The sequence below is a fragment of the Candidatus Puniceispirillum marinum IMCC1322 genome (assembly GCF_000024465.1).
In the GTDB taxonomy this organism is placed as follows: domain Bacteria; phylum Pseudomonadota; class Alphaproteobacteria; order Puniceispirillales; family Puniceispirillaceae; genus Puniceispirillum; species Puniceispirillum marinum.
On record NC_014010.1, the window covers coordinates 2607316 to 2626966 of the forward strand.

32 protein-coding genes are annotated in these 19651 nt (G+C 50.3%); all 32 read left to right on the forward strand.

Going from position 1 to position 19651, the window contains the following annotated elements:
* Positions 1-15 precede the first annotated feature (15 nt).
* The 32 genes from rpsL to SAR116_RS12375 all read left to right on the forward strand — a co-directional run bounded on the left by rpsL (position 16) and on the right by SAR116_RS12375 (position 19638).
* Entirely contained in the window at positions 16-387 is a 372-nt protein-coding gene (rpsL, locus tag SAR116_RS12220; protein ID WP_013047256.1) for a 30S ribosomal protein S12, read from the forward strand.
* 12 nt (positions 388-399) lie between these two features.
* Positions 400-870 (forward strand): 30S ribosomal protein S7, encoded by a 471-nt coding sequence (gene rpsG / locus SAR116_RS12225; protein ID WP_013047257.1) that lies wholly within the window; start codon positions 400-402, stop codon positions 868-870.
* 22 nt (positions 871-892) lie between these two features.
* Positions 893-3031 carry an elongation factor G gene (gene fusA / locus SAR116_RS12230; protein ID WP_013047258.1) on the forward strand — a complete coding sequence of 713 codons (2139 nt, stop codon included), beginning with the start codon at positions 893-895 and terminating at the stop codon, positions 3029-3031.
* Between the two features lie 30 nt (positions 3032-3061).
* Positions 3062-4252: an elongation factor Tu gene (gene tuf / locus SAR116_RS12235; RefSeq protein ID WP_013047245.1), complete on the forward strand. Its 1191-nt coding sequence runs from the start codon at positions 3062-3064 to the stop codon at positions 4250-4252.
* 61 nt (positions 4253-4313) lie between these two features.
* Complete coding sequence (rpsJ, locus tag SAR116_RS12240; RefSeq protein WP_013047259.1) at positions 4314-4622, forward strand: 30S ribosomal protein S10; 309 nt, start codon at positions 4314-4316, stop codon at positions 4620-4622.
* A 15-nt stretch (positions 4623-4637) separates the two neighbouring features.
* On the forward strand, positions 4638-5465 hold the full coding sequence (gene rplC, locus SAR116_RS12245; protein WP_013047260.1) for a 50S ribosomal protein L3: 828 nt from the start codon (positions 4638-4640) through the stop codon (positions 5463-5465).
* 4 nt (positions 5466-5469) lie between these two features.
* Positions 5470-6087, forward strand: coding sequence for a 50S ribosomal protein L4 (rplD, locus tag SAR116_RS12250; protein ID WP_041860952.1), 618 nt, complete (start codon positions 5470-5472; stop codon positions 6085-6087).
* Positions 6084-6410, forward strand: coding sequence for a 50S ribosomal protein L23 (locus tag SAR116_RS12255; protein ID WP_013047262.1), 327 nt, complete (start codon positions 6084-6086; stop codon positions 6408-6410). The genes rplD and SAR116_RS12255 overlap by 4 nt, the downstream gene beginning before the upstream one ends.
* 3 nt (positions 6411-6413) lie before the next feature.
* A complete protein-coding gene (gene rplB, locus SAR116_RS12260; RefSeq protein WP_013047263.1) occupies positions 6414-7238 on the forward strand; it encodes a 50S ribosomal protein L2 in 825 nt (274 codons plus the stop codon).
* A gap of 16 nt (positions 7239-7254) precedes the next feature.
* Positions 7255-7530: a 30S ribosomal protein S19 gene (gene rpsS, locus SAR116_RS12265; RefSeq protein ID WP_013047264.1), complete on the forward strand. Its 276-nt coding sequence runs from the start codon at positions 7255-7257 to the stop codon at positions 7528-7530.
* A gap of 9 nt (positions 7531-7539) precedes the next feature.
* Complete coding sequence (gene rplV / locus SAR116_RS12270; protein ID WP_013047265.1) at positions 7540-7917, forward strand: 50S ribosomal protein L22; 378 nt, start codon at positions 7540-7542, stop codon at positions 7915-7917.
* Positions 7918-8613: a 30S ribosomal protein S3 gene (gene rpsC / locus SAR116_RS12275; RefSeq protein ID WP_013047266.1), complete on the forward strand. Its 696-nt coding sequence runs from the start codon at positions 7918-7920 to the stop codon at positions 8611-8613.
* A gap of 18 nt (positions 8614-8631) precedes the next feature.
* Positions 8632-9051: a 50S ribosomal protein L16 gene (rplP, locus tag SAR116_RS12280; RefSeq protein WP_013047267.1), complete on the forward strand. Its 420-nt coding sequence runs from the start codon at positions 8632-8634 to the stop codon at positions 9049-9051.
* A gap of 14 nt (positions 9052-9065) precedes the next feature.
* Positions 9066-9281, forward strand: coding sequence for a 50S ribosomal protein L29 (rpmC, locus tag SAR116_RS12285; RefSeq protein ID WP_013047268.1), 216 nt, complete (start codon positions 9066-9068; stop codon positions 9279-9281).
* Positions 9282-9293: 12 nt separating this feature from the next.
* Positions 9294-9539, forward strand: coding sequence for a 30S ribosomal protein S17 (rpsQ, locus tag SAR116_RS12290; protein WP_013047269.1), 246 nt, complete (start codon positions 9294-9296; stop codon positions 9537-9539).
* 11 nt (positions 9540-9550) lie between these two features.
* Positions 9551-9919: a 50S ribosomal protein L14 gene (gene rplN / locus SAR116_RS12295; RefSeq protein WP_013047270.1), complete on the forward strand. Its 369-nt coding sequence runs from the start codon at positions 9551-9553 to the stop codon at positions 9917-9919.
* Positions 9919-10236, forward strand: a complete 318-nt coding sequence (rplX, locus tag SAR116_RS12300; RefSeq protein ID WP_013047271.1) for a 50S ribosomal protein L24 — start codon at positions 9919-9921, stop codon at positions 10234-10236. Before rplN ends, rplX begins: the two co-directional genes overlap by 1 nt.
* A gap of 25 nt (positions 10237-10261) precedes the next feature.
* Positions 10262-10807 (forward strand): 50S ribosomal protein L5, encoded by a 546-nt coding sequence (gene rplE, locus SAR116_RS12305; RefSeq protein WP_013047272.1) that lies wholly within the window; start codon positions 10262-10264, stop codon positions 10805-10807.
* 16 nt (positions 10808-10823) lie between these two features.
* Positions 10824-11129: a 30S ribosomal protein S14 gene (gene rpsN / locus SAR116_RS12310; protein WP_013047273.1), complete on the forward strand. Its 306-nt coding sequence runs from the start codon at positions 10824-10826 to the stop codon at positions 11127-11129.
* Between the two features lie 19 nt (positions 11130-11148).
* Positions 11149-11547 carry a 30S ribosomal protein S8 gene (gene rpsH, locus SAR116_RS12315; protein WP_013047274.1) on the forward strand — a complete coding sequence of 133 codons (399 nt, stop codon included), beginning with the start codon at positions 11149-11151 and terminating at the stop codon, positions 11545-11547.
* A gap of 12 nt (positions 11548-11559) precedes the next feature.
* Positions 11560-12093, forward strand: coding sequence for a 50S ribosomal protein L6 (gene rplF, locus SAR116_RS12320; protein WP_013047275.1), 534 nt, complete (start codon positions 11560-11562; stop codon positions 12091-12093).
* 9 nt (positions 12094-12102) lie between these two features.
* Positions 12103-12465: a 50S ribosomal protein L18 gene (gene rplR / locus SAR116_RS12325; RefSeq protein ID WP_013047276.1), complete on the forward strand. Its 363-nt coding sequence runs from the start codon at positions 12103-12105 to the stop codon at positions 12463-12465.
* Between the two features lie 12 nt (positions 12466-12477).
* A complete protein-coding gene (gene rpsE / locus SAR116_RS12330) occupies positions 12478-13047 on the forward strand; it encodes a 30S ribosomal protein S5 (protein ID WP_013047277.1) in 570 nt (189 codons plus the stop codon).
* Positions 13048-13059: 12 nt separating this feature from the next.
* Positions 13060-13245, forward strand: a complete 186-nt coding sequence (gene rpmD / locus SAR116_RS12335; RefSeq protein WP_013047278.1) for a 50S ribosomal protein L30 — start codon at positions 13060-13062, stop codon at positions 13243-13245.
* A gap of 50 nt (positions 13246-13295) precedes the next feature.
* Entirely contained in the window at positions 13296-13769 is a 474-nt protein-coding gene (gene rplO / locus SAR116_RS12340) for a 50S ribosomal protein L15 (protein ID WP_013047279.1), read from the forward strand.
* Positions 13770-13792: 23 nt separating this feature from the next.
* A complete protein-coding gene (gene secY / locus SAR116_RS12345) occupies positions 13793-15127 on the forward strand; it encodes a preprotein translocase subunit SecY (RefSeq protein WP_013047280.1) in 1335 nt (444 codons plus the stop codon).
* Positions 15124-15690, forward strand: a complete 567-nt coding sequence (locus SAR116_RS12350; RefSeq protein WP_013047281.1) for an adenylate kinase — start codon at positions 15124-15126, stop codon at positions 15688-15690. The genes secY and SAR116_RS12350 overlap by 4 nt, the downstream gene beginning before the upstream one ends.
* Before the next feature lie 130 nt (positions 15691-15820).
* Entirely contained in the window at positions 15821-16189 is a 369-nt protein-coding gene (gene rpsM / locus SAR116_RS12355; RefSeq protein WP_013047282.1) for a 30S ribosomal protein S13, read from the forward strand.
* Between the two features lie 24 nt (positions 16190-16213).
* Positions 16214-16609, forward strand: coding sequence for a 30S ribosomal protein S11 (rpsK, locus tag SAR116_RS12360; RefSeq protein WP_013047283.1), 396 nt, complete (start codon positions 16214-16216; stop codon positions 16607-16609).
* A gap of 78 nt (positions 16610-16687) precedes the next feature.
* On the forward strand, positions 16688-17704 hold the full coding sequence (locus tag SAR116_RS12365) for a DNA-directed RNA polymerase subunit alpha (RefSeq protein WP_013047284.1): 1017 nt from the start codon (positions 16688-16690) through the stop codon (positions 17702-17704).
* Positions 17705-17738: 34 nt separating this feature from the next.
* Positions 17739-18173: a 50S ribosomal protein L17 gene (gene rplQ, locus SAR116_RS12370; protein WP_013047285.1), complete on the forward strand. Its 435-nt coding sequence runs from the start codon at positions 17739-17741 to the stop codon at positions 18171-18173.
* A 136-nt stretch (positions 18174-18309) separates the two neighbouring features.
* On the forward strand, positions 18310-19638 hold the full coding sequence (locus SAR116_RS12375; protein WP_041860953.1) for a replication-associated recombination protein A: 1329 nt from the start codon (positions 18310-18312) through the stop codon (positions 19636-19638).
* The last annotated feature ends 13 nt before the right edge of the window (positions 19639-19651 follow it).

Here is a 19651-nt window from a genome sequence, read left to right on the forward strand (position 1 = left end):
AAAGAAGGGGCAGTAATGCCAACGATTAACCAGTTGATCCGTCACGGGCGCAAGCGTCCTGTTGAACGTACTAAAGTTCCGGCAATGGAAGCATGTCCACAAAAGCGTGGTGTATGCACCAGAGTCTATACAACAACACCTAAGAAGCCGAACTCAGCGCTTCGTAAGGTTGCACGTGTGCGCCTGACGAACGGGTTTGAGGTTTCCAGCTATATTCCTGGCGAAGGTCACAATCTGCAAGAGCACTCAGTTGTGCTTATTCGGGGCGGCCGCGTAAAGGATTTGCCTGGTGTTCGCTATCACATCATTCGCGGTACTTTGGACACCCAAGGCGTGTCTGATCGTCGTCAGCGTCGTTCGAAATACGGCGCTAAGCGTCCTAAGTAAGAAGAGGCAGATATGTCACGTCGTCATAGAGCAGTAAAACGGCCGGTTCTTCCGGATCCAAAGTTCAAAGATACAGTTGTTTCAAAGTTTATGTCATGCTTGATGTATGACGGTAAGCGTTCGATTGCTGAAAAGATTGTATATGGTGCCTTTGATCGCATCGAATCTAAATCAGGCAACGAGCCTGTAAAGGTTTTCCATGATGCGCTTGAAAATGTCCGCCCTAATCTTGAAGTGCGCTCACGCCGCGTTGGTGGTGCGACCTATCAGGTTCCGGTCGAGGTTCGTTCTGAGCGCGCCCAGGCATTGGCTATTCGCTGGTTGATTGACAGTTCGCGTAAGCGCGGTGAAACAACTATGGTTGACCGCCTATGTGCTGAATTACTTGACGCGTCCAATAACCGTGGCAACGCGGTAAAGAAGCGTGAAGACACTCACAAAATGGCAGAGGCTAATAGAGCCTTTTCGCATTATCGCTGGTAAGCCTGAAAGCAGGAGCAATAGCATGTCACGTGAATATCCTTTAGAGCGTTACCGTAATTTTGGCATCATGGCTCATATCGATGCAGGTAAGACGACTGCAACTGAACGTATTCTGTATTACACAGGTCGTTCACACAAAATTGGTGAAGTCCATGATGGTAACGCCACAATGGACTGGATGGAACAAGAGCAGGAGCGCGGCATAACAATCACGTCTGCGGCTACAACCTGTATGTGGTTCCGGACAAATGATGGTGAAACCCCATCAGGTGAGTATGGTTCGACTGAGGAAGAAGCTAAATTCCGCTTCAACATCATCGATACACCAGGTCACGTTGACTTTACGATCGAAGTTGAGCGTTCATTGGCGGTTCTTGACGGTGCTGTTTGTGTGCTTGATGCAAATGCTGGTGTTGAGCCGCAGACAGAAACAGTCTGGCGGCAGGCTGACCGTTATTCGGTTCCGCGTATCGTCTTTGTGAATAAGATGGACAAGACAGGCGCAGATTTCTTTAACTGCGTTGATATGATCCGTGACCGTACAGGTGCGGTACCTTTGCCAGTTCAGATGCCAATCGGTGCTGAAACTGAGCTTGAAGGTCTTATCAATCTTGTCACGATGAAAGAATGGGTCTGGGATTCAGAAGATCTTGGCGCAACATGGACAGTAAAAGACATTCGCCCTGAATTGGCTGAAAAAGCTGCTGAAATGCGCGCTTATCTGATCGAGATTGCAGTTGAGCAGGACGATGTGGCTATGGAAGCCTTCCTTGAAGGTGAAGAGCCTGATGAAGCGACATTGCAGCGTTTGATCCGTCTTGGGACTTTGAATATGTCTTTTGTGCCTGTGCTATGTGGATCGGCGTTCAAGAATAAAGGTGTTCAGCCGATGTTGAACGCTGTTATCGATTATCTGCCGGGTCCTTTAGATGTGCCAGCCTATAAAGGCTTTGCACCTGGTGACGTAACTGAAACACGTGACATTGAACGCAGCGCAGATGACTCTGCTCCGCTTTCGGGTCTGGCCTTTAAAATCATGAATGATCCGTTTGTTGGTTCGCTGACTTTCGTTCGTATCTATTCTGGTACGCTTAACAAAGGCGATAGCATCCTCAACTCTACTAAAGGCAAGCGTGAGCGCGTTGGTAGAATGATGTTGATGCATTCAAACAACCGTGAAGAAATCGATGTGGCTTACGCAGGCGATATTGTTGCGCTTGCCGGCATGAAAGAAAGCACGACTGGCGACACATTATGTGACAACGTAAAGCCAGTTGTTCTTGAAACAATGACATTCCCCGATCCGGTTATTGAAATCGCGGTCGAGCCAAAGTCAAAGAATGATCAGGAAAAAATGTCCACAGGGCTTCAGCGTCTAGCGGCAGAAGATCCATCATTCCAGGTGACAACTGACATTGAGTCAGGCCAGACTATCATGCGGGGTATGGGTGAACTTCACCTTGATATCCTTGTTGACCGTCTGAAGCGTGAATTCAAGGTTGAGGCAAATATTGGTGCGCCGCAGGTGGCGTATCGTGAAACCATCACCAAGGAAGTTGACATTGATTACACCCACAAGAAACAGTCGGGTGGTACAGGTCAGTTTGCGCGCGTGAAGATCAAGTTTGCGCCGCTAGCTGAAGGAAACTTCGAATTCACCAACAAAGTTGTTGGCGGTAACGTGCCAAAGGAATTTATTCCAGGCGTTGAAAAGGGTATCGTCATGGCCAAGGAAACCGGCACAATCGCTGGCTTCCCGGTAATCGACTTTTCTGCCGAACTTTATGACGGCGCCAGCCATGATGTTGACTCATCTGTTTTGGCCTTTGAAATTGCGGGTCGTGCGGCATTCCGTGAGGCGATGCAAAAAGCAGGCGCTAAATTGCTTGAGCCGGTTATGCGTGTCGAAGTTATCACTCCTGAAGAATATATGGGTGATATCATTGGTGACCTGAACAGCCGCCGTGGTAATGTTGGCGGTATGGATCAACGTGGTAATGCCCGTGCGATCGATGCGATGGTGCCTTTGGCCAATATGTTTGGTTATATCAACACCTTACGTTCGATGAGCCAGGGTCGCGCCCAGTATTCAATGCAATTCGACCATTATGAACAAGTGCCTCAAGCGGTTGCGGATGAAGTCCGCGCCAAATTGGCCTAACTGAAATCTTAAGAATAGGAGACCATAGATATGTCTAAGGAAAAGTTTGATCGTTCCAAGCCACATTGTAACATCGGAACGATTGGTCACGTTGACCATGGTAAGACGACATTGACAGCAGCGATCACCAAGGTGATGGCGGAAGCTGGCGGCGCAGAGTTTCAGGATTACGACCAGATTGACAAGGCGCCTGAAGAGCGTGCGCGTGGTATCACCATTTCGACAGCGCATGTTGAATATGAGACAGAGCAGCGTCATTACGCGCATGTTGATTGCCCGGGTCACGCCGATTATGTGAAGAACATGATCACTGGTGCGGCGCAGATGGATGGTGCGATTTTGGTTGTATCAGCGGCTGATGGCCCGATGCCACAGACCCGCGAGCACATTTTGCTGGCGCGTCAGGTTGGTGTGCCGGCTTTGTGCGTATTCATGAACAAGGTTGATCAGGTTGACGATGAAGAGTTGCTTGAGCTTGTTGAGATGGAAATCCGCGAATTGCTGTCATCATACGAATTTCCGGGCGACGATATTCCGATTGTCAAAGGTTCGGCATTGACCGCACTTGAGGGTGGTGATGATACGATTGGTTCTGGTGCGATCAAGGAATTGATGGCGGCGGTTGATGCGTATATTCCCCAGCCAGAGCGTCCGAAGGATCAGCCATTCCTGATGCCGATTGAGGATGTGTTCTCGATTTCGGGTCGTGGTACGGTTGTGACCGGACGTATTGAGCGCGGCATTGTGAATGTTGGCGAAGAGATCGAGATTGTTGGTCTGAAAGACACACAAAAGACAACCTGTACGGGTGTTGAGATGTTCCGCAAGCTGCTTGATCAGGGTGAAGCTGGCGATAATGTTGGTGTGTTGCTTCGTGGTACCAAGCGTGAGGAAGTTGAGCGTGGTCAGGTTCTTTGTGCGCCTGGTTCAATCTCACCACATACCGAGTTCAAGGCCGAGGCTTATATCCTGACCAAGGATGAGGGTGGTCGTCATACGCCGTTCTTCTCTAACTATCGTCCACAGTTCTATTTCCGGACGACGGATGTGACTGGTTCGGTTGAATTGCCATCAGGCACCGAAATGGTGATGCCAGGTGATAATATTGCGATGACCGTGACCTTGATCGCGCCGATTGCGATGGATGAAGGCTTGCGCTTTGCGATCCGCGAAGGTGGCCGCACCGTGGGTGCTGGTGTCGTCGCAACAGTGGTAAAATAATTATACTTATTCAGGGGGGCGTTTTGCTCCCCTTTATTGATTACTAACGAGGTAGAACAATATGGAAACCCAGAACATCCGAATCAGGTTGAAAGCGTTCGACCACCGTATTCTTGACCAGTCCACGACCGAAATCGTGAATACGGCTAAGCGTACAGGTGCGGAAGTTCGCGGGCCAATTCCGTTGCCGACTAATTTGCGTCGGATGACAGTCCTGCGTTCACCTCATATTGACAAGAAAAGTCGTGAACAGTTTGAAATGCGTACGCATAAGAGACTGCTCGATATTGTTGACCCGACACCACAAACCGTTGACGCGCTGATGAAGCTCGATCTGGCGGCTGGTGTCGATGTTGAGATTAAGCTCTAGGGAAGGGGCAGAATTATGCGTAGCGGCATCATCGCACGTAAATTGGGAATGACCCGTGTCTTTAACGAAGCTGGCCATCATGTGCCAGTGACAGTTCTAAAGATGGACGATGTTCAGGTTGTTTCTGTGCGTAACAAACAAGTAGATGGTTATACTGCGGTTCAGCTTGGAGCAGGCATGGCGAAAGCCAAGAACGTTTCCAAGCCAATGCGTGGTCACTTTGCCAAGGCAAATGTGTTGCCAAAGTCAAAGCTTGTCGAGTTTCGGGTCAGTGATGATGCGGTTCTTGATGTGGGTGCGACATTGGTGCCAAGCCATTTCGTGGCTGGTCAGAAAGTTGACGTTGTCGGCACCACTCAGGGTAAGGGTTTTGCAGGCGCGATGAAGCGGCATAATTTTGCCGGTTTACGGGCTTCGCATGGTGTATCGATCTCGCATCGTTCGCATGGTTCTACTGGCCAGTGTCAGGATCCGGGCAAGGTCTTCAAAGGCAAGAAAATGGCCGGCCATATGGGTGCAGTGCGCAACACAACCCAGAATATTGAGGTTGTCGCGGTTGATGATGAAGAAGGTGTCGTATTGTTATGCGGTGCTGTTCCCGGTCCGAAGAATGGCTGGGTATTGATCAGCGACGCGATTAAGGCAAAGCCGTTTGATGGTGTGCCATTCCCGGCAGGGTTGCTGAGCGATGCGCCAGCCGCCCCAACCGCCGTTGAGGATGCTTCACCAGCAGACGCGCCAGCCGAGGCCGACGTCCCAGCACAGGACGCCGCACCAGCCGAAGATACAGCTGTTGAAGCACCTGCTGAAACATCTGCTGATGCTGAAGCCGAGAAGGAATAGCAAGATGAAGTTGAATGTGAAAACACTCGATAACAAAGCTGCTGGTGATATCACCGTGGATGACACTGTATTTGCAGTGGCGCCGCGCGCTGACTTGCTCGCCCGCGTTGTTAAATGGCAGTTGGCCAAGCGCCGCGCTGGTTCGCACAAGGTTAAGAGCCGGTCCGAAGTGGCCCGTACAACTGCCAAGATGTTCCGTCAAAAGGGCACAGGTCGCGCCCGTCATGGTGCCGCTTCGGTGGTTCAGTTCCGTGGTGGTGGCGTTGTGCACGGTCCGGTTGTTCGTGATCATGGTCATGCCTTGCCAAAAAAGGTACGCCGTGCAGGTCTGCGTTCGGCTTTGTCTAGCAAGGCATCTGAAGGCAAGCTAATCGTTCTCGATAAGCTGGTCAGCAAGGGTAAAACCGCTGCATTGCGTGCGCAATTGTCAAAGCTGGGTGCTGAAAACGCGCTGATCATTGGCGGTGAAGAGCTGGATGCCGGTTTTGTAAATGCGGCGAGTAACATCCCGCTTGTCGATGTACTGCCGCAGCAAGGCATCAATGTGTATGACATTCTGCGTCGTGACGTTCTTATTCTTTCGAAAGACGCGGCGGCCCATCTTGAGGAGCGCTTGAAATGAGTATCCGTGCACGTAAACCAGAAAAAGTGACATTAAGCCGTGCGGCTGCCTATGACACCATTCTACGCCCGATCATCACCGAAAAAGCAACACAGGCCAGCGAAAATGGTCAGGTGACATTTGCAGTGCCGTTGTCGGCTACCAAGCCGGAAATCAAGGCAGCTGTCGAAATGCTGTTTGACGTCAATGTAACCGCGGTAAATACAATCCTGCTTAAAGGTAAAAGCAAGATGTTCAAGGGCCGTCCGGGTCGCCGCTCAGACATGAAAAAGGCAATGGTAACATTGGCCGAGGGTCAGAATATTGACCTGATGGGAGTCTAGACAATGGCTTTGAAGAAGTTTAATCCAACCACACCTAGCCAGCGGAACCTTGTTCTGGTCGATAAATCTGACCTTTACAAAGGCAAGCCAGTTAAAAAGCTGACTGTTGGTTTGTCAAAGACAGGTGGTCGTAATAATTCGGGTCACGTGACGTCCTGGCAAAAAGGTGGCGGTCATAAACGCCGCTATCGCATGGTTGATTTCAAGCGCACCAAAACAGGCGTTATGGCGACAGTTGAGCGTCTTGAATATGATCCTAACCGTACGGCCTTTATTGCTCTTATCACTTATGATGATGGCGAACAAAGCTACATTCTGGCACCACAGCGTCTGTCTGTTGGTGACAAGGTCAGCTCGGGCATAGGTTCTGATATCAAGCCTGGTAATGCGTTGCCGCTTGCAAATATCCCGGTTGGTACATTGGTTCACAATGTCGAGCTAAAGCCTGGTAAGGGTGGTCAGCTTGCACGTTCGGCTGGTACTTATATCCAGCTGGTTGGTCGTGATCGCGGCTATGCTATTTTGCGCCTGACATCTGGTGAGGTTCGCCTTGTTCGCTCAGAGTGCATGGCGTCAATCGGTGCGGTATCAAATCCGGATCAACAGAATATCAAAATTGGTAAAGCTGGCCGTAACCGCTGGCTTGGACGTCGCCCCCATGTACGTGGTGTCGTCATGAACCCGATCGATCACCCGCATGGTGGTGGTGAGGGTCGTACGTCAGGTGGTCGCCATCCGGTAACACCTTGGGGTAAGCCAACTAAAGGTAAGCGTACTCGTTCTAACAAGAAGACTGACCGCCTGATCGTGCGGCGTCGCAAGCCATAAGGGTTTTTTGATAGTCATGGCACGTTCAGTTTGGAAAGGTCCGTTTGTTGACGGACATCTTTTGAAGAAGGCAGACAAGGTTCGCGAATCTGGTCGTAATGAAGTCATCAAGACTTGGTCACGCCGTTCAACCATCCTGCCACAATTCGTTGGTTTGACCTTCGGAGTGCATAACGGAAACAAATTCATTCCGGTATCTGTCTCTGAAGAAATGGTCGGGCATAAATTTGGTGAATTTTCACCAACCCGCACCTATTACGGTCACGCCGCCGACAAGAAATCAAAGCGTTAGGGGCTCACGATGGGTAAGCAAGCAAAACCAAGAGTTCTGGCTGATAGCGAAGCCAAAACGGTTGTCCGCAATATTCGAGTCAGCCCGCAAAAGCTGAATCTAGTAGCGACTATGATCCGGGGTATGGATGTGAACAAGGCGATTGCAACCTTGACCTTTTCGCGGCGCCGGATTTCTAACGACGTTGAAAAAGCTTTGCAGTCAGCTATCGCAAATGCGGAAAACAACCATTCACTGGATGTTGATCGTCTTTACGTCAAAGAAGCACATGTTGGCAAAGGTCTGGTGATGAAGCGGTTTAAGGCACGCGCACGCGGTCGCGGGGCACGTATCTTAAAGCCATATTCACATCTGACGATTATTGTCGGTGAAAGAGGAGACCAGTAGATGGGTCAGAAAGTTAAGCCAATTGGTCTGCGTGTTGGTATCAACCGCACATGGGACTCACGCTGGTATGCTGGTCGTAATTACGGCACATTGCTGCATGAAGATATCAAACTTCGCGAATATCTGATGGAACGCCTAAAGCAGGCCGCTATCAGCCGCGTTGTTATCGAGCGCCCTGCTGGTCGCGCACGTGTCACAATTCATGCGGGTCGCCCTGGTCTGATCATCGGTAAAAAGGGTCAGGATATCGAAAAGCTACGCCTTGACCTAAGTAAGCGTATTGGCGGTGAAGTTAGTTTGAATATCGTTGAGGTGCGCAAGCCCGAGATTGATGCCAAACTGGTTGCTGAAAATATCGCCCAGCAGCTTGAACGCCGTGTTGGTTTCCGTCGCGCGATGAAGCGTGCGGTTCAGTCAGCCATGCGTCTTGGTGCTTTGGGTGTGCGGATCAACTGTGCTGGCCGTTTGGGCGGTGCTGAAATTGCCCGTACAGAATGGTATCGTGAAGGGCGTGTGCCACTTCACACATTGCGCGCTGAAGTTGATTACGGTGAAGCTACTGCGTTTACCACCTACGGTGCCTGTGGCATCAAAGTTTGGGTATTCAAGGGCGAAGTTATGGCTCATGACCCGATGGCACAAGACAAGCGCTTGGCCGAACAGCAAGCTGGCCCCGCGCCACGCGCAAACGGTTAAGACGAGGGAGATTAAGTCATGCTTTCGCCAAAGCGTACCAAATTCCGCAAGGCTCACAAAGGCCGTATCCACGGCAATGCCAAAGGTGGAACACAATTGAATTTCGGGTCTTATGGCTTGAAGGCCATGTCACCTGAGCGTGTTACAGCGCGCCAGATTGAGGCAGCCCGTCGTGCTATCACACGTCACCTGCGCCGTACTGGTCGTGTCTGGATCCGTATTTTTCCTGATGTGCCTGTATCATCAAAGCCTGCCGAAGTGCGGATGGGTAAAGGTAAAGGTTCACCCGAATTTTGGGTAGCCCGCGTAAAGCCGGGCCGCATCATGTTTGAAATTGATGGTGTTCCGTGGGAATTGGCACAAGAGGCATTCCGTCTTGCTGCCGCCAAGCTTCCGCTTGATACCAAAATTGTTCGTCGTCTCGGCGATAGCGATTAGAAAGAGGCATTAAGATGGCAACCGTTAAGGCTGAAGAGCTTCGTGCTAAAACACCCGACGAGCTGAAAACCCAGCTTGTTGATCTGAAGAAAGAGCAGTTCAATCTGCGTTTCCAGATTGCTGGTGGACAGAATGAAAACCCGGCGCGTGCACGTATTGTGCGCCGCGAAATCGCCCGCATCAAAACTGTACTTGGCCAACAAGCCAGTGCAGAAAATGCAGCTAAGTAAGGAAAGCAAGTTATGCCAAAGCGTACCATGCAGGGAACCGTTGTGAGCGATAAGGCCGACAAGACTGTAACAGTGCTTGTTGAGCGTCGCATCATGCACCCGGTTTATAAAAAGATTATTACCAAGTCGAAGAAGTTTGCGGCACATGATGCTGAAAACCACTTTAAAGAGGGTGATTTTGTTCGCATCCGCGAATGTGCACCGATTTCCAAGTCAAAGGTCTATGAAGTGATCTATGACGATGCAGCCAAAGCTTAGGGGAGACTGACATGATTCAAATGCAGTCAAATCTTGAAGTAGCCGATAACTCTGGCGCACGCCGGGTTCAATGTATCAAGGTGCTTGGTGGTTCCGGCCGCAAAGTAGCTGGTGTTGGTGACGTGATTGTGGTGTCTGTTAAGGAAGCCATTCCGCGCGGTAAGGTCAAGAAAGGCGATGTTCATCGTGCTGTTATTGTCCGTACCGCCAAGGAAATTCGTCGTGCAGATGGCAGTGCTATCCGTTTTGACCGTAACGCAGCCGTTTTGCTCAACAAGCAGGACGAGCCGATCGGGACACGTATCTTTGGACCTGTAACACGTGAATTACGTAGCAAGAAATTCATGAAGATTGTTTCGCTTGCGCCGGAGGTGCTGTGATGGCTGATAAGTTCAAGATCAAAAAAGGTGACCAGGTGATCGTGATCACTGGCCGTGACAAGGGCAAAAAAGGCGAAGTTCTTGAAGTGCTTCGCGCTGAATCCCGTGTGCGCGTTCAGGGTATCAACATGGTGAAACGGCATCGTCGTCCAACCCAGAATGATGCTGGTGGCATCATTCCGATGGAAGCCCCAATGCATATTTCAAATGTCGCCCATATTGACCCAGATAACGGTGCCGCAACACGCGTCGGTTATGAAGTCAAGGATGGCAAAAAAGTTCGGATCGCTCGTCGGTCTGGTAAGGCTCTGGCATAGGCCAGGGTAAGGAGAGTAAGCTGAGATGAAAACGCGTTTAGAAGAACATTATCTGACGGCAGTTCGCCCGGCTCTTGTGGAAAAGTTTGGTTATAAAAATGCCATGCAAATTCCAAAGCTTGAGAAGGTCGTCATTAACATGGGTGTCGGTGAAGCCGTACGTGATTCGAAGAAAATCGATCATGCTACGCGTGAACTGGCTGCGATAACTGGTCAAAAGCCGATTGTGACACGCTCAAAGAAAGCCAATGCGGCTTTTAAATTGCGCGAAGGTATGCCAATCGGTTGTAAAGTGACCCTGCGTCGCGAACAGATGTATGAATTCCTTGATCGCCTTGTAACAATTGCCCTGCCGCGTGTGCGTGACTTCCGTGGTCTGAATGGCAAGAGTTTCGATGGTAATGGCAATTATGCCATGGGTATCAAAGAACAAATCATTTTTCCTGAGGTTGATTACGATCAAGTTGATGAAGTCCGCGGTATGGACATCATAGTGGTCACCTCTGCCAACACGGATGACGAAGCCCGCGAATTACTCGCGAACTTTCAGTTTCCGTTCATTAAAGCTTAAGGCAAAGGGGTCAGACATGGCTAAGAAAAGCGCCGTCGAAAAGAATAATAAGCGCAAGCGTATAGTCGCCTCTAAGGGTGCACGTCGCGCTGCTTTGAAGGCAATTATCAAGAATAAGGAACTGCCAATCGAAGAGCGGTTTCAGGCTGTTTTGAAGCTGGCTGAAGAGCCACGCGACAGCGCGGCAATTCGCGTTCGCAATCGTTGTGAAATCTCAGGACGTCCTCGCGGTTATGATCGTAAATTAAGAATGTCTCGGATCGCGCTTCGTGATCTGGCCTCAATGGGTCAGGTGCCGGGTGTCGTGAAATCAAGCTGGTAAGACAGAGGAGATATAAAAAATGTCAATGAGTGATCCTCTAGGTGATATGCTGACCCGTATTCGTAACGGTCAGAATGCACGCAAAAATGTCGTATCCAGCCCATCATCACGGTTCCGGACAAATGTTCTCGAAGTGCTGAAGCGCGAAGGTTACATCCGTAACTATTCTAGCGTTGATGTGCGTCCTGGCATTAAGGAACTGAAGATTGAGCTGAAATATCATGAAGGTGAGCCGGTAATTTCCGAGATCAAGCGCGTGTCACGCCCTGGTCGTCGGGTCTATCATGGTCTTCGTGATCTGCCACGGGTGTATAACGGACTTGGCATTGCCATTCTGTCCACACCACGCGGTGTTCTTTCAGATAATGAGGCGCGCACAGCCAAAGTTGGCGGCGAAGTCCTCTGCCACGTATTTTAGGGAGCTGTTTAGATGTCTCGTGTCGGAAACAGTGCGATTACTATCCCGTCGGATGTGACAGTGTCACAAGAAGGCGGCATGGTTATTGTCAAAGGTAAAAATGGTGAGCTTAGCGCGCCGTTGCATAATGATGTCGAATTGTCGGTTGCCGACAATATGGCAACTGTTGCACCGCGCCGTAATTCAAAGCAGGCAAAAGCGCTTTGGGGTACAATGCGGGCCACTGTTAACAATATGGTAGCTGGTGTTACTGCTGGTTTTACCCGCAAGCTTGAAATCAACGGTGTTGGTTATCGTGCGGCAATGCAGGGTAACAAGCTTGTTCTTAGCTTAGGTTTCAGCCATCCGGTTGAAATGGAAGTGCCAGCAGGGCTCAAAGTAACCGTTGAAGGTAACACGCAGGTGTTCATTAGCGGTGCTGACAAGCAGTTAATTGGCCAGTTTGCGTCTGAGGTTCGTTCAAAGCGTCCCCCAGAGCCGTTCAAGGGCAAAGGCGTTAAATATGCTGACGAATATATCGTCCGCAAAGAAGGCAAGAAGAAGTAGGGATCGCTCATGTTTACATCAAAAGAACTCTTTGAGCGTCGTAGAGCGCGGAACCGGACAGCCTTGCGCAAGCATGCTGGCGGACGTCCTCGTCTTTCCGTACATCGCTCGTCACAGCATATTTACGCACAGATCATTGATGACAAGGCAGGCGTTACACTTGCAGCTGCATCAACGTTGGATGCGGATTTTAAGAAGATCAGCAAAAAAACTGCCGACACATCTGCTGCGGCAGAGGTAGGCAAGCTGGTCGCGGCACGGGCACAGGCAAATGGTGTTGACACCGTTGTGTTTGACCGTGGCGGTTATATTTTCCATGGCCGGGTAAAGGCGTTGGCTGACGCCGCGCGTGAAGCCGGTTTAAAATTCTAGGGAGCGCTAGTGATGGCACGTAATAATGACAGGCAGGATCGTAACGCCGCCCGTGAAGAACCGGAAATGCTTGAAAAGCTGGTTGGTATCAACCGCGTAGCAAAAGTAGTCAAAGGTGGTCGCCGTTTTGGTTTTGCCGCCTTGGTCGTGGTTGGTGATGGCAAAGGCCGCGCTGGCTTTGGAACAGGTAAAGCGCGCGAGGTGCCCGAGGCAATCCGCAAGGCTACCGAAGGTGCTAAGCGTAACATGGTGCGTATTCCGCTTCGTGATGGCCGTACATTGCATCATGACATCAAGGGTGGTTACGGTGCTGGCAAGGTTCTGCTTCGTGCGGCACAGGCTGGTACGGGCATCATTGCTGGTGGTCCAATGCGCGCCGTTTTCGAAGTGTTAGGCATTCAGGACATTGTCGCCAAATCAATCGGCAGTTCAAACCCGCACAATATGATCAAGGCAACCTTCTCGGCGCTTAAGCATATTCAGGCTCCGCGTGCTGTCGCGCAAAAGCGTGGTAAGCGTGTTGGTGATGTGCTTGGCAAACGTGCAGATAAAGGTGCCGGCGACGAAGCCGCCGCATCTTAAGGGAGAATAATCATGGCTGCCAAACAAACAGTTGTAGTAACACAGACCAGAAGTGCGATTGGCCGTCAGGCTGACCAGCGTCAGACTTTGATCGGCCTTGGGCTGAACAAGATCGGGCGTACCCGTGAGCTTGAAGACACACCGTCAGTCCGCGGTATGATCAACAAGGTCAAGCATCTGGTCAAAGTCGAAGACTAATTATTAAAAGATTATGAAGCGCGATTCACATTGGATCGCAGGAGCAAGACATGAAACTGAATGAAGTCAAAGATAACAACGGCGCGACCAAGAATTCAAAGCGTGTTGGCCGTGGTATCGGCTCTGGTACCGGCAAAACATCTGGTAGCGGTCACAAAGGTCAGAAAGCACGCTCAGGCGTGTCTATCAACGGCTTTGAGGGCGGTCAGATGCCGATTCATCGTCGTCTTCCAAAGCGTGGCTTTACCAATATTTTCCGCAAAAATTATGTCGAGGTCAATCTTGGCCGTATGCAGTCAGCGATTGATTCAGGCAAGCTAGACGCTGGCAAGCCAGTCGATGCCGCGGCCTTGGTAAGCGCGGGTGTCATTTCAAAGGCACGCGATGGTGTTCGGATTCTTGCCAAAGGCGAACTCAAGGCCAAGAAACTTGAAATTCATGCTGCTGGCGCATCAAAGGCGGCGATCGCGGCAATCGAAGCGGCTGGCGGTAAAGTGGTTATTCCAACAGCATCTGCTGAATAATTGACGTTAGGTATCTAGGTATTATGGCAACAGCATCAGATCGCATGGGCGGCGCAGGACTTGGCGGATTGGCAAAAGCCAGTGAACTAAAAAGCCGTCTCCTGTTTACGGTTGGCGCGCTGATTATCTATCGTCTAGGTACATATCTGCCGATCCCGGGCATTGATCCGGGCGCATTGGCTGATATCTTTTCACAGCAATCAAGCGGCATTCTGGGCATGTTCGACATGTTTTCTGGCGGTGCCTTGTCGCGTATGACGATCTTTGCGTTGAATATCATGCCGTACATTACGGCATCGATCATCATGCAGTTGATGACCGCGATTGTGCCAAGCCTTGAAGCCCTCAAGAAAGATGGTGAAAGCGGTCGCAAGATCATCAACCAATATACTCGCTATATGACGGTGGTTCTGGCCACGGTTCAGGGTTACGGCATTGCTGTCGGTCTTGAAGCGGCTAGCGGTGTTGTTGGTGATCCGGGCATGTTTTTCCGCGTCACAACGGTTGTTACCTTGGTAGGCGGCACCTTGTTCCTGATGTGGCTGGGTGAACAGATCACCAGTCGTGGTGTTGGTAACGGTATTTCGCTGATTATCTTTGCTGGTATTGTGGCGAATTTGCCCTCGGCTTTGGCGGGCACCTTAGAGCTAGGTCGTACGGGCGCTTTATCGGCCTTCCTGATTGTTCTGCTCTTTGCGATGGCCATTGGCGTGATTGCCTTCATCGTCTTTATCGAGCGTTCGGTGCGCAAGATTCTGGTGCAATATCCAAAGCGCCAACATGGTAACAAGGTATTTGGCGGCGACCAGTCCTTCCTGCCTTTGAAGATCAATGTACCGGGTGTTATCCCGCCGATTTTTGCCTCGTCATTATTGTTGATGCCGATTTCGATCATCAATCTGACTGGCGGTCAAAGCGGTGGTGCTGACTGGCTGGTAACATTGAACGCCTTGCTTGGTCGTGGCCAGCCGCTTTATCTGGCTATCTATATCGGCATGATCGTGTTTTTCGCCTTCTTCTACACAGCGATTGTTTTCAATCCCGAAGATACGGCTGAAAATCTACGCAAACATGGTGGTTATATTCCGGGTATTCGTCCGGGTAAATCAACCGCCGATTATCTGGATTTTGTGCTGACACGTTTGACTGTTCTGGGTGCTGGTTATCTGTCTGCGGTGTGTATTTTGCCGGAAATTCTTATCAGCCAATATGCGGTTCCATTTTACTTTGGCGGTACATCCTTGCTGATTGTGGTGACAGTAACGCTTGATACAGTTGGTCAGGTGCAATCGCATCTTCTGGCGCATCAATATGAAGGACTCGTCAAGAAGTCAAAATTGAAAGGGCGCAACAGATGAACATAATTCTTTTTGGCGCACCTGGAGCTGGCAAGGGTACTCAGGCCGAACGTTTGGTTTCTGAACGCGGAATGATACAGCTATCTACTGGCGATATGCTTCGCAGTGCGATTGCGTCTGGCAGTGAGCTAGGATTGCGCGCCAAGGACATTATGGATCGCGGCGATCTGGTATCTGATGATATTATGGTCGGTATGATTGCCGAGCGTATGGATAACGACGATTCTACATCTGGATATATTCTTGACGGGTTTCCGCGCACAGTGGCCCAGGCCGAAGCACTGGATGAGATGATGGCAAGCCGGGGCGATGAAATTGCCCATGTGATTGAAATTAAAGTTGATGAAGCTGCCTTATTTGCACGGATCGAAAACCGTGCAAAGGAATCAGCTGGTAACCGTAGTGACGATAATGCAGAAACCTTGCGTAACCGTCTTGTGGTTTATCATGAGAATACGGCACCGTTACTTCCCTTTTACCAAGCCAAAGGGAAATTGCGGAGCATTAACGGTATGACCTCTATTGAGGACGTGTCGTCAGAAATAAATAAGATACTTGGATGAACTGATAGCGTTTAGGTTGACTGTAACTGGGGAAAGCCTATAATTCGCCGTTTTCTGGAAAATGTTCCAGTATGGTGTTGACGGGCAAAACCCAAGCCAAACTAGCCGTTAAAAATAAAGGAGCCAGATAGTGGCACGAATTGCTGGTGTAAATATTCCGACCAAAAAGCGGGTCGAGATCGCACTAACCTATATTCATGGTATTGGTACAACCACTGCCAAGAATATTTGTGAGAGAGCGGGCGTTCCAGACGAACGCCGGGTTAATGATTTGTCTGAAGAAGAGCTGACAAAACTGCGTGATATCATTGATGCAGATGTTCTTGTTGAAGGTGATCTGCGTCGCCAGACATCGATGAATATCAAGCGCTATCTTGATCTTGGTTGTTTGCGCGGGCTTCGTCATCGCCGCGGTCTGCCAGTTCGCGGTCAGCGTACCCATACAAATGCACGTACCCGCAAAGGCCCCGCAAAGGCCATTGCCGGTAAGAAGAAATAATCGCGGGACATCAGGAGAACAAAAATGGCAAAACAACCTAGCCAAGGCCGAGTTCGTCGTCGCGAGCGCAAGAATATCACTAACGGCGTAGCGCATGTGAACTCAACATTTAACAATACAATGATCACCATCACCGATGTTCAGGGCAATGCAATTGCGTGGGCGTCTGCTGGTGGCATGGGCTTCAAGGGATCGCGTAAATCGACCCCGTTTGCCGCGCAGATGGCCGCCGAAGATGCTGGTCGCAAGGCCGCAGACCATGGCATGAAATCATTGGACGTACAGGTACGTGGCCCGGGTTCGGGTCGTGAATCAGCTTTACGCGCATTGCAGTCTGTCGGTTTTAATGTGACATCAATCCGTGATGTAACACCAATTCCGCATAATGGATGCCGCCCGCGTAAGCGTCGTCGCGTTTAACGTCGCCAATATAATATCCATAGTCGGGTGCCGCCTTTTGTGGCACCGGGTGCTAACCTCCTATAAAAGGACATCGCCATGATTGAAAAGAATTGGCTTGATCTGAAAAAGCCGGATGAGCTTGAAATCAAAGTATCTGAATATAACCCAAGTCAGGCGGTTGTCGCTGTTGGGCCTTTTGAACGTGGTTTTGGTGTAACTATCGGTAATGCGTTGCGTCGTGTTTTGCTGTCATCCTTGCAAGGTTCGGCAATCACCGCCGTCCAGATTCAGGGTGTTGTACATGAATTTTCGTCAATTCCGGGCGTCCGTGAAGACGTTACCGATCTTGTTCTGAATCTAAAGGGCGTCGCTGTCCGCAAAGACGAAGAAGGCTCAAAGCGTCTGCGTCTTAGCGCCGAAGGTCCGTTGGCTGTTACAGCTGGCATGATTTCGGAAAGCGCTGGTGTTGAGATCATGAACCCAGATCATGTTCTGTGTCATCTTGATAAGGGTGCCAGCCTTGCTATGGAGCTCACAGTGGCTTCGGGTAAAGGCTATGTTCCGGCTGTTGCTAACCGCAGTGAAGATTCACCAATCGGCCTTATTCCGATCGATGCTATCTTCAGCCCGGTTCTGCAAGTGGCATATAAAGTTGAAAATGCCCGTGTTGGCCAGATCACCGACTATGACAAATTGCTTTTGACACTTGAAACTGATGGGTCTGTTACCCCCGAAGATGCAGTTGCCTATGCAGCGCGTATCTTGCAGGAACAGCTACAGACATTCATCAACTTTGAAGAGCCAAAGTCGAACACACAGGATGAAGACCCTGATCCATTGCCATTTAGCCGTAACTTACTTCGTAAGGTTGACGAGCTTGAGCTGTCAGTCCGTTCGGCTAACTGTCTGAAAAATGACAATATCGTCTATATTGGCGATCTTGTTCTTAAAACCGAGCATGAAATGCTTCGGACACCTAATTTTGGTCGCAAGTCGTTGAACGAGATCAAGGAAGTGCTGAAAGGCATGGAGCTTGAGCTTGGTATGGATATTGCCAACTGGCCACCAGAGAATGTTGAAGAATTAGCCCGACGCCTCGACGAGCCGTTTTAGGCTGTTAGTCGGATCTTTTTGAAGGAGAATTAAAATGCGTCATCGCAATGCCGGTCGGAAGCTGAACCGTACCTCGCAACATCGTCAGATGTTGTTCAGGAATATGGCGCAGGCGATCATCAAGCACGAGCAAATCGTTACAACTCTGCCAAAGGCAAAAGAACTTCGTCCTGTTGTCGAACGTTTGATTACCCTTGGTAAACGTGGCGATCTCCATGCCCGTCGTCTTGCCTTTGCACGTTTGCGCTGTAATGACATGACCAAGAAACTATTTGATGTGCTTGGCCCGCGTTACAAAGAACGTCATGGTGGTTATACACGCGTCATGAAAGCTGGTTTCCGATATGGTGACTCAGCGCCAATGGCTGTTATCGAATTTGTTGATCGTGATGAAGATGCACGTGGTCAGGATTCAGGTCCTGTCATGGGTATGGAAGACGAAGCTGAAACCGCAGATACAGCCGCTTAACGCGCAACGATTTTTGAATATCTGATAAAGGGTGGCTTTTGCCGCCCTTTATTTTTGCCTGCCACTAGGCATTATGAAGCCAAAAGCGATGAAAATAGCACTGGCGGCAAACCCGTGCTTAGGCGATTATACCCTCATGAGTGAATTTGATTTCGGCGATAAAAATAAAGACGTGCCCCCTAAAGACGTACCATTGGCCGAAGCCTTGCGTCCCCGAACGCTGGATGACGTGGTCGGGCAGGATGGCTTATTGGGGGAAGACGGGCGTCTGCGCCAGATGCTGGCACGGGGCAATCTGGCATCAATCATCCTGTGGGGCCCGCCTGGTACAGGCAAGACCACGATTGCGCGTTTGCTGGCCGATGCCGCCAGCATGGAATTTGAACCTGTTTCGGCGGTCTTTGATGGCGTAGCCGATTTGCGCAAAATCTTTACCCGCGCCGAAACCCGCCTGCGTGATGGCAAGCGTACCTTGCTATTTGTCGATGAAGTGCATCGTTTCAACAAAGCCCAGCAGGATGGCCTTCTGCCACGGGTTGAGGATGGCACCGTGACATTGGTGGGGGCAACGACTGAAAACCCGTCTTTTGCGCTCAATGGGGCGCTATTGTCGCGGGCACAGGTGCTGGTACTTGAACGATTGAACAATGCCGCCCTTGCATCTATCTTGCAACGTGTCGAGGCGCATATAGGCGCTTCATTGGCGCTTGATGAAAATGCCCGCGCCGCCTTGATCGCTATGGCTGATGGTGATGGGCGTTATCTGCTGAATATGGCATCTTTGCTGGTTGATGTGCCAGCCACGCCTTTGCTCGATCTTGATGCCATGACGCGGTTGGTGACCAGCAAGGCACCAGCTTTCGACAAAACAGGCGACCAGCATTATAATCTGATGTCGGCTTTACATAAAACCTTGCGGTCATCCGATGCTGATGCAGGGCTTTATTGGCTCGCGCGCATGTTGGCAGGGGGCGAAGACCCGCATTATATTCTGCGGCGTTTGACGCGTTTTGCCTCCGAAGATATCGGTCTGGCCGAACCCGAAGCCTTGCCGCGTGCTTTGGCCGCTTGGCAGGCCTATGAACGGCTTGGCAGCCCCGAAGGTGATTTGGCTATTGCCGGTTTGGTGATCTATCTGGCCACTGCGCCAAAATCGAATGCCGCCTATGCCGCATTCAAAGCCGCGACAAAGGCCGCTATGACAACCGGATCATTATCGCCACCAGCCCATATTCTGAATGCGCCGACCAGAATGATGAAAGAGCTTGGCTATGGCGCGAATTATCAATATGACCATGATGACCCGGATGGGTTTTCTGGACAAAATTGTTTTCCTGATGAAATGGAACGCGCACAATTCTATCATCCGGTCGAACGCGGATATGAACGTGAAATTGCCAAACGGCTTGCCTATTGGAATAAGCTGAGACAGCAAAAACATATGGACGATAATAATGACGCATAGACCCAAGAGGACA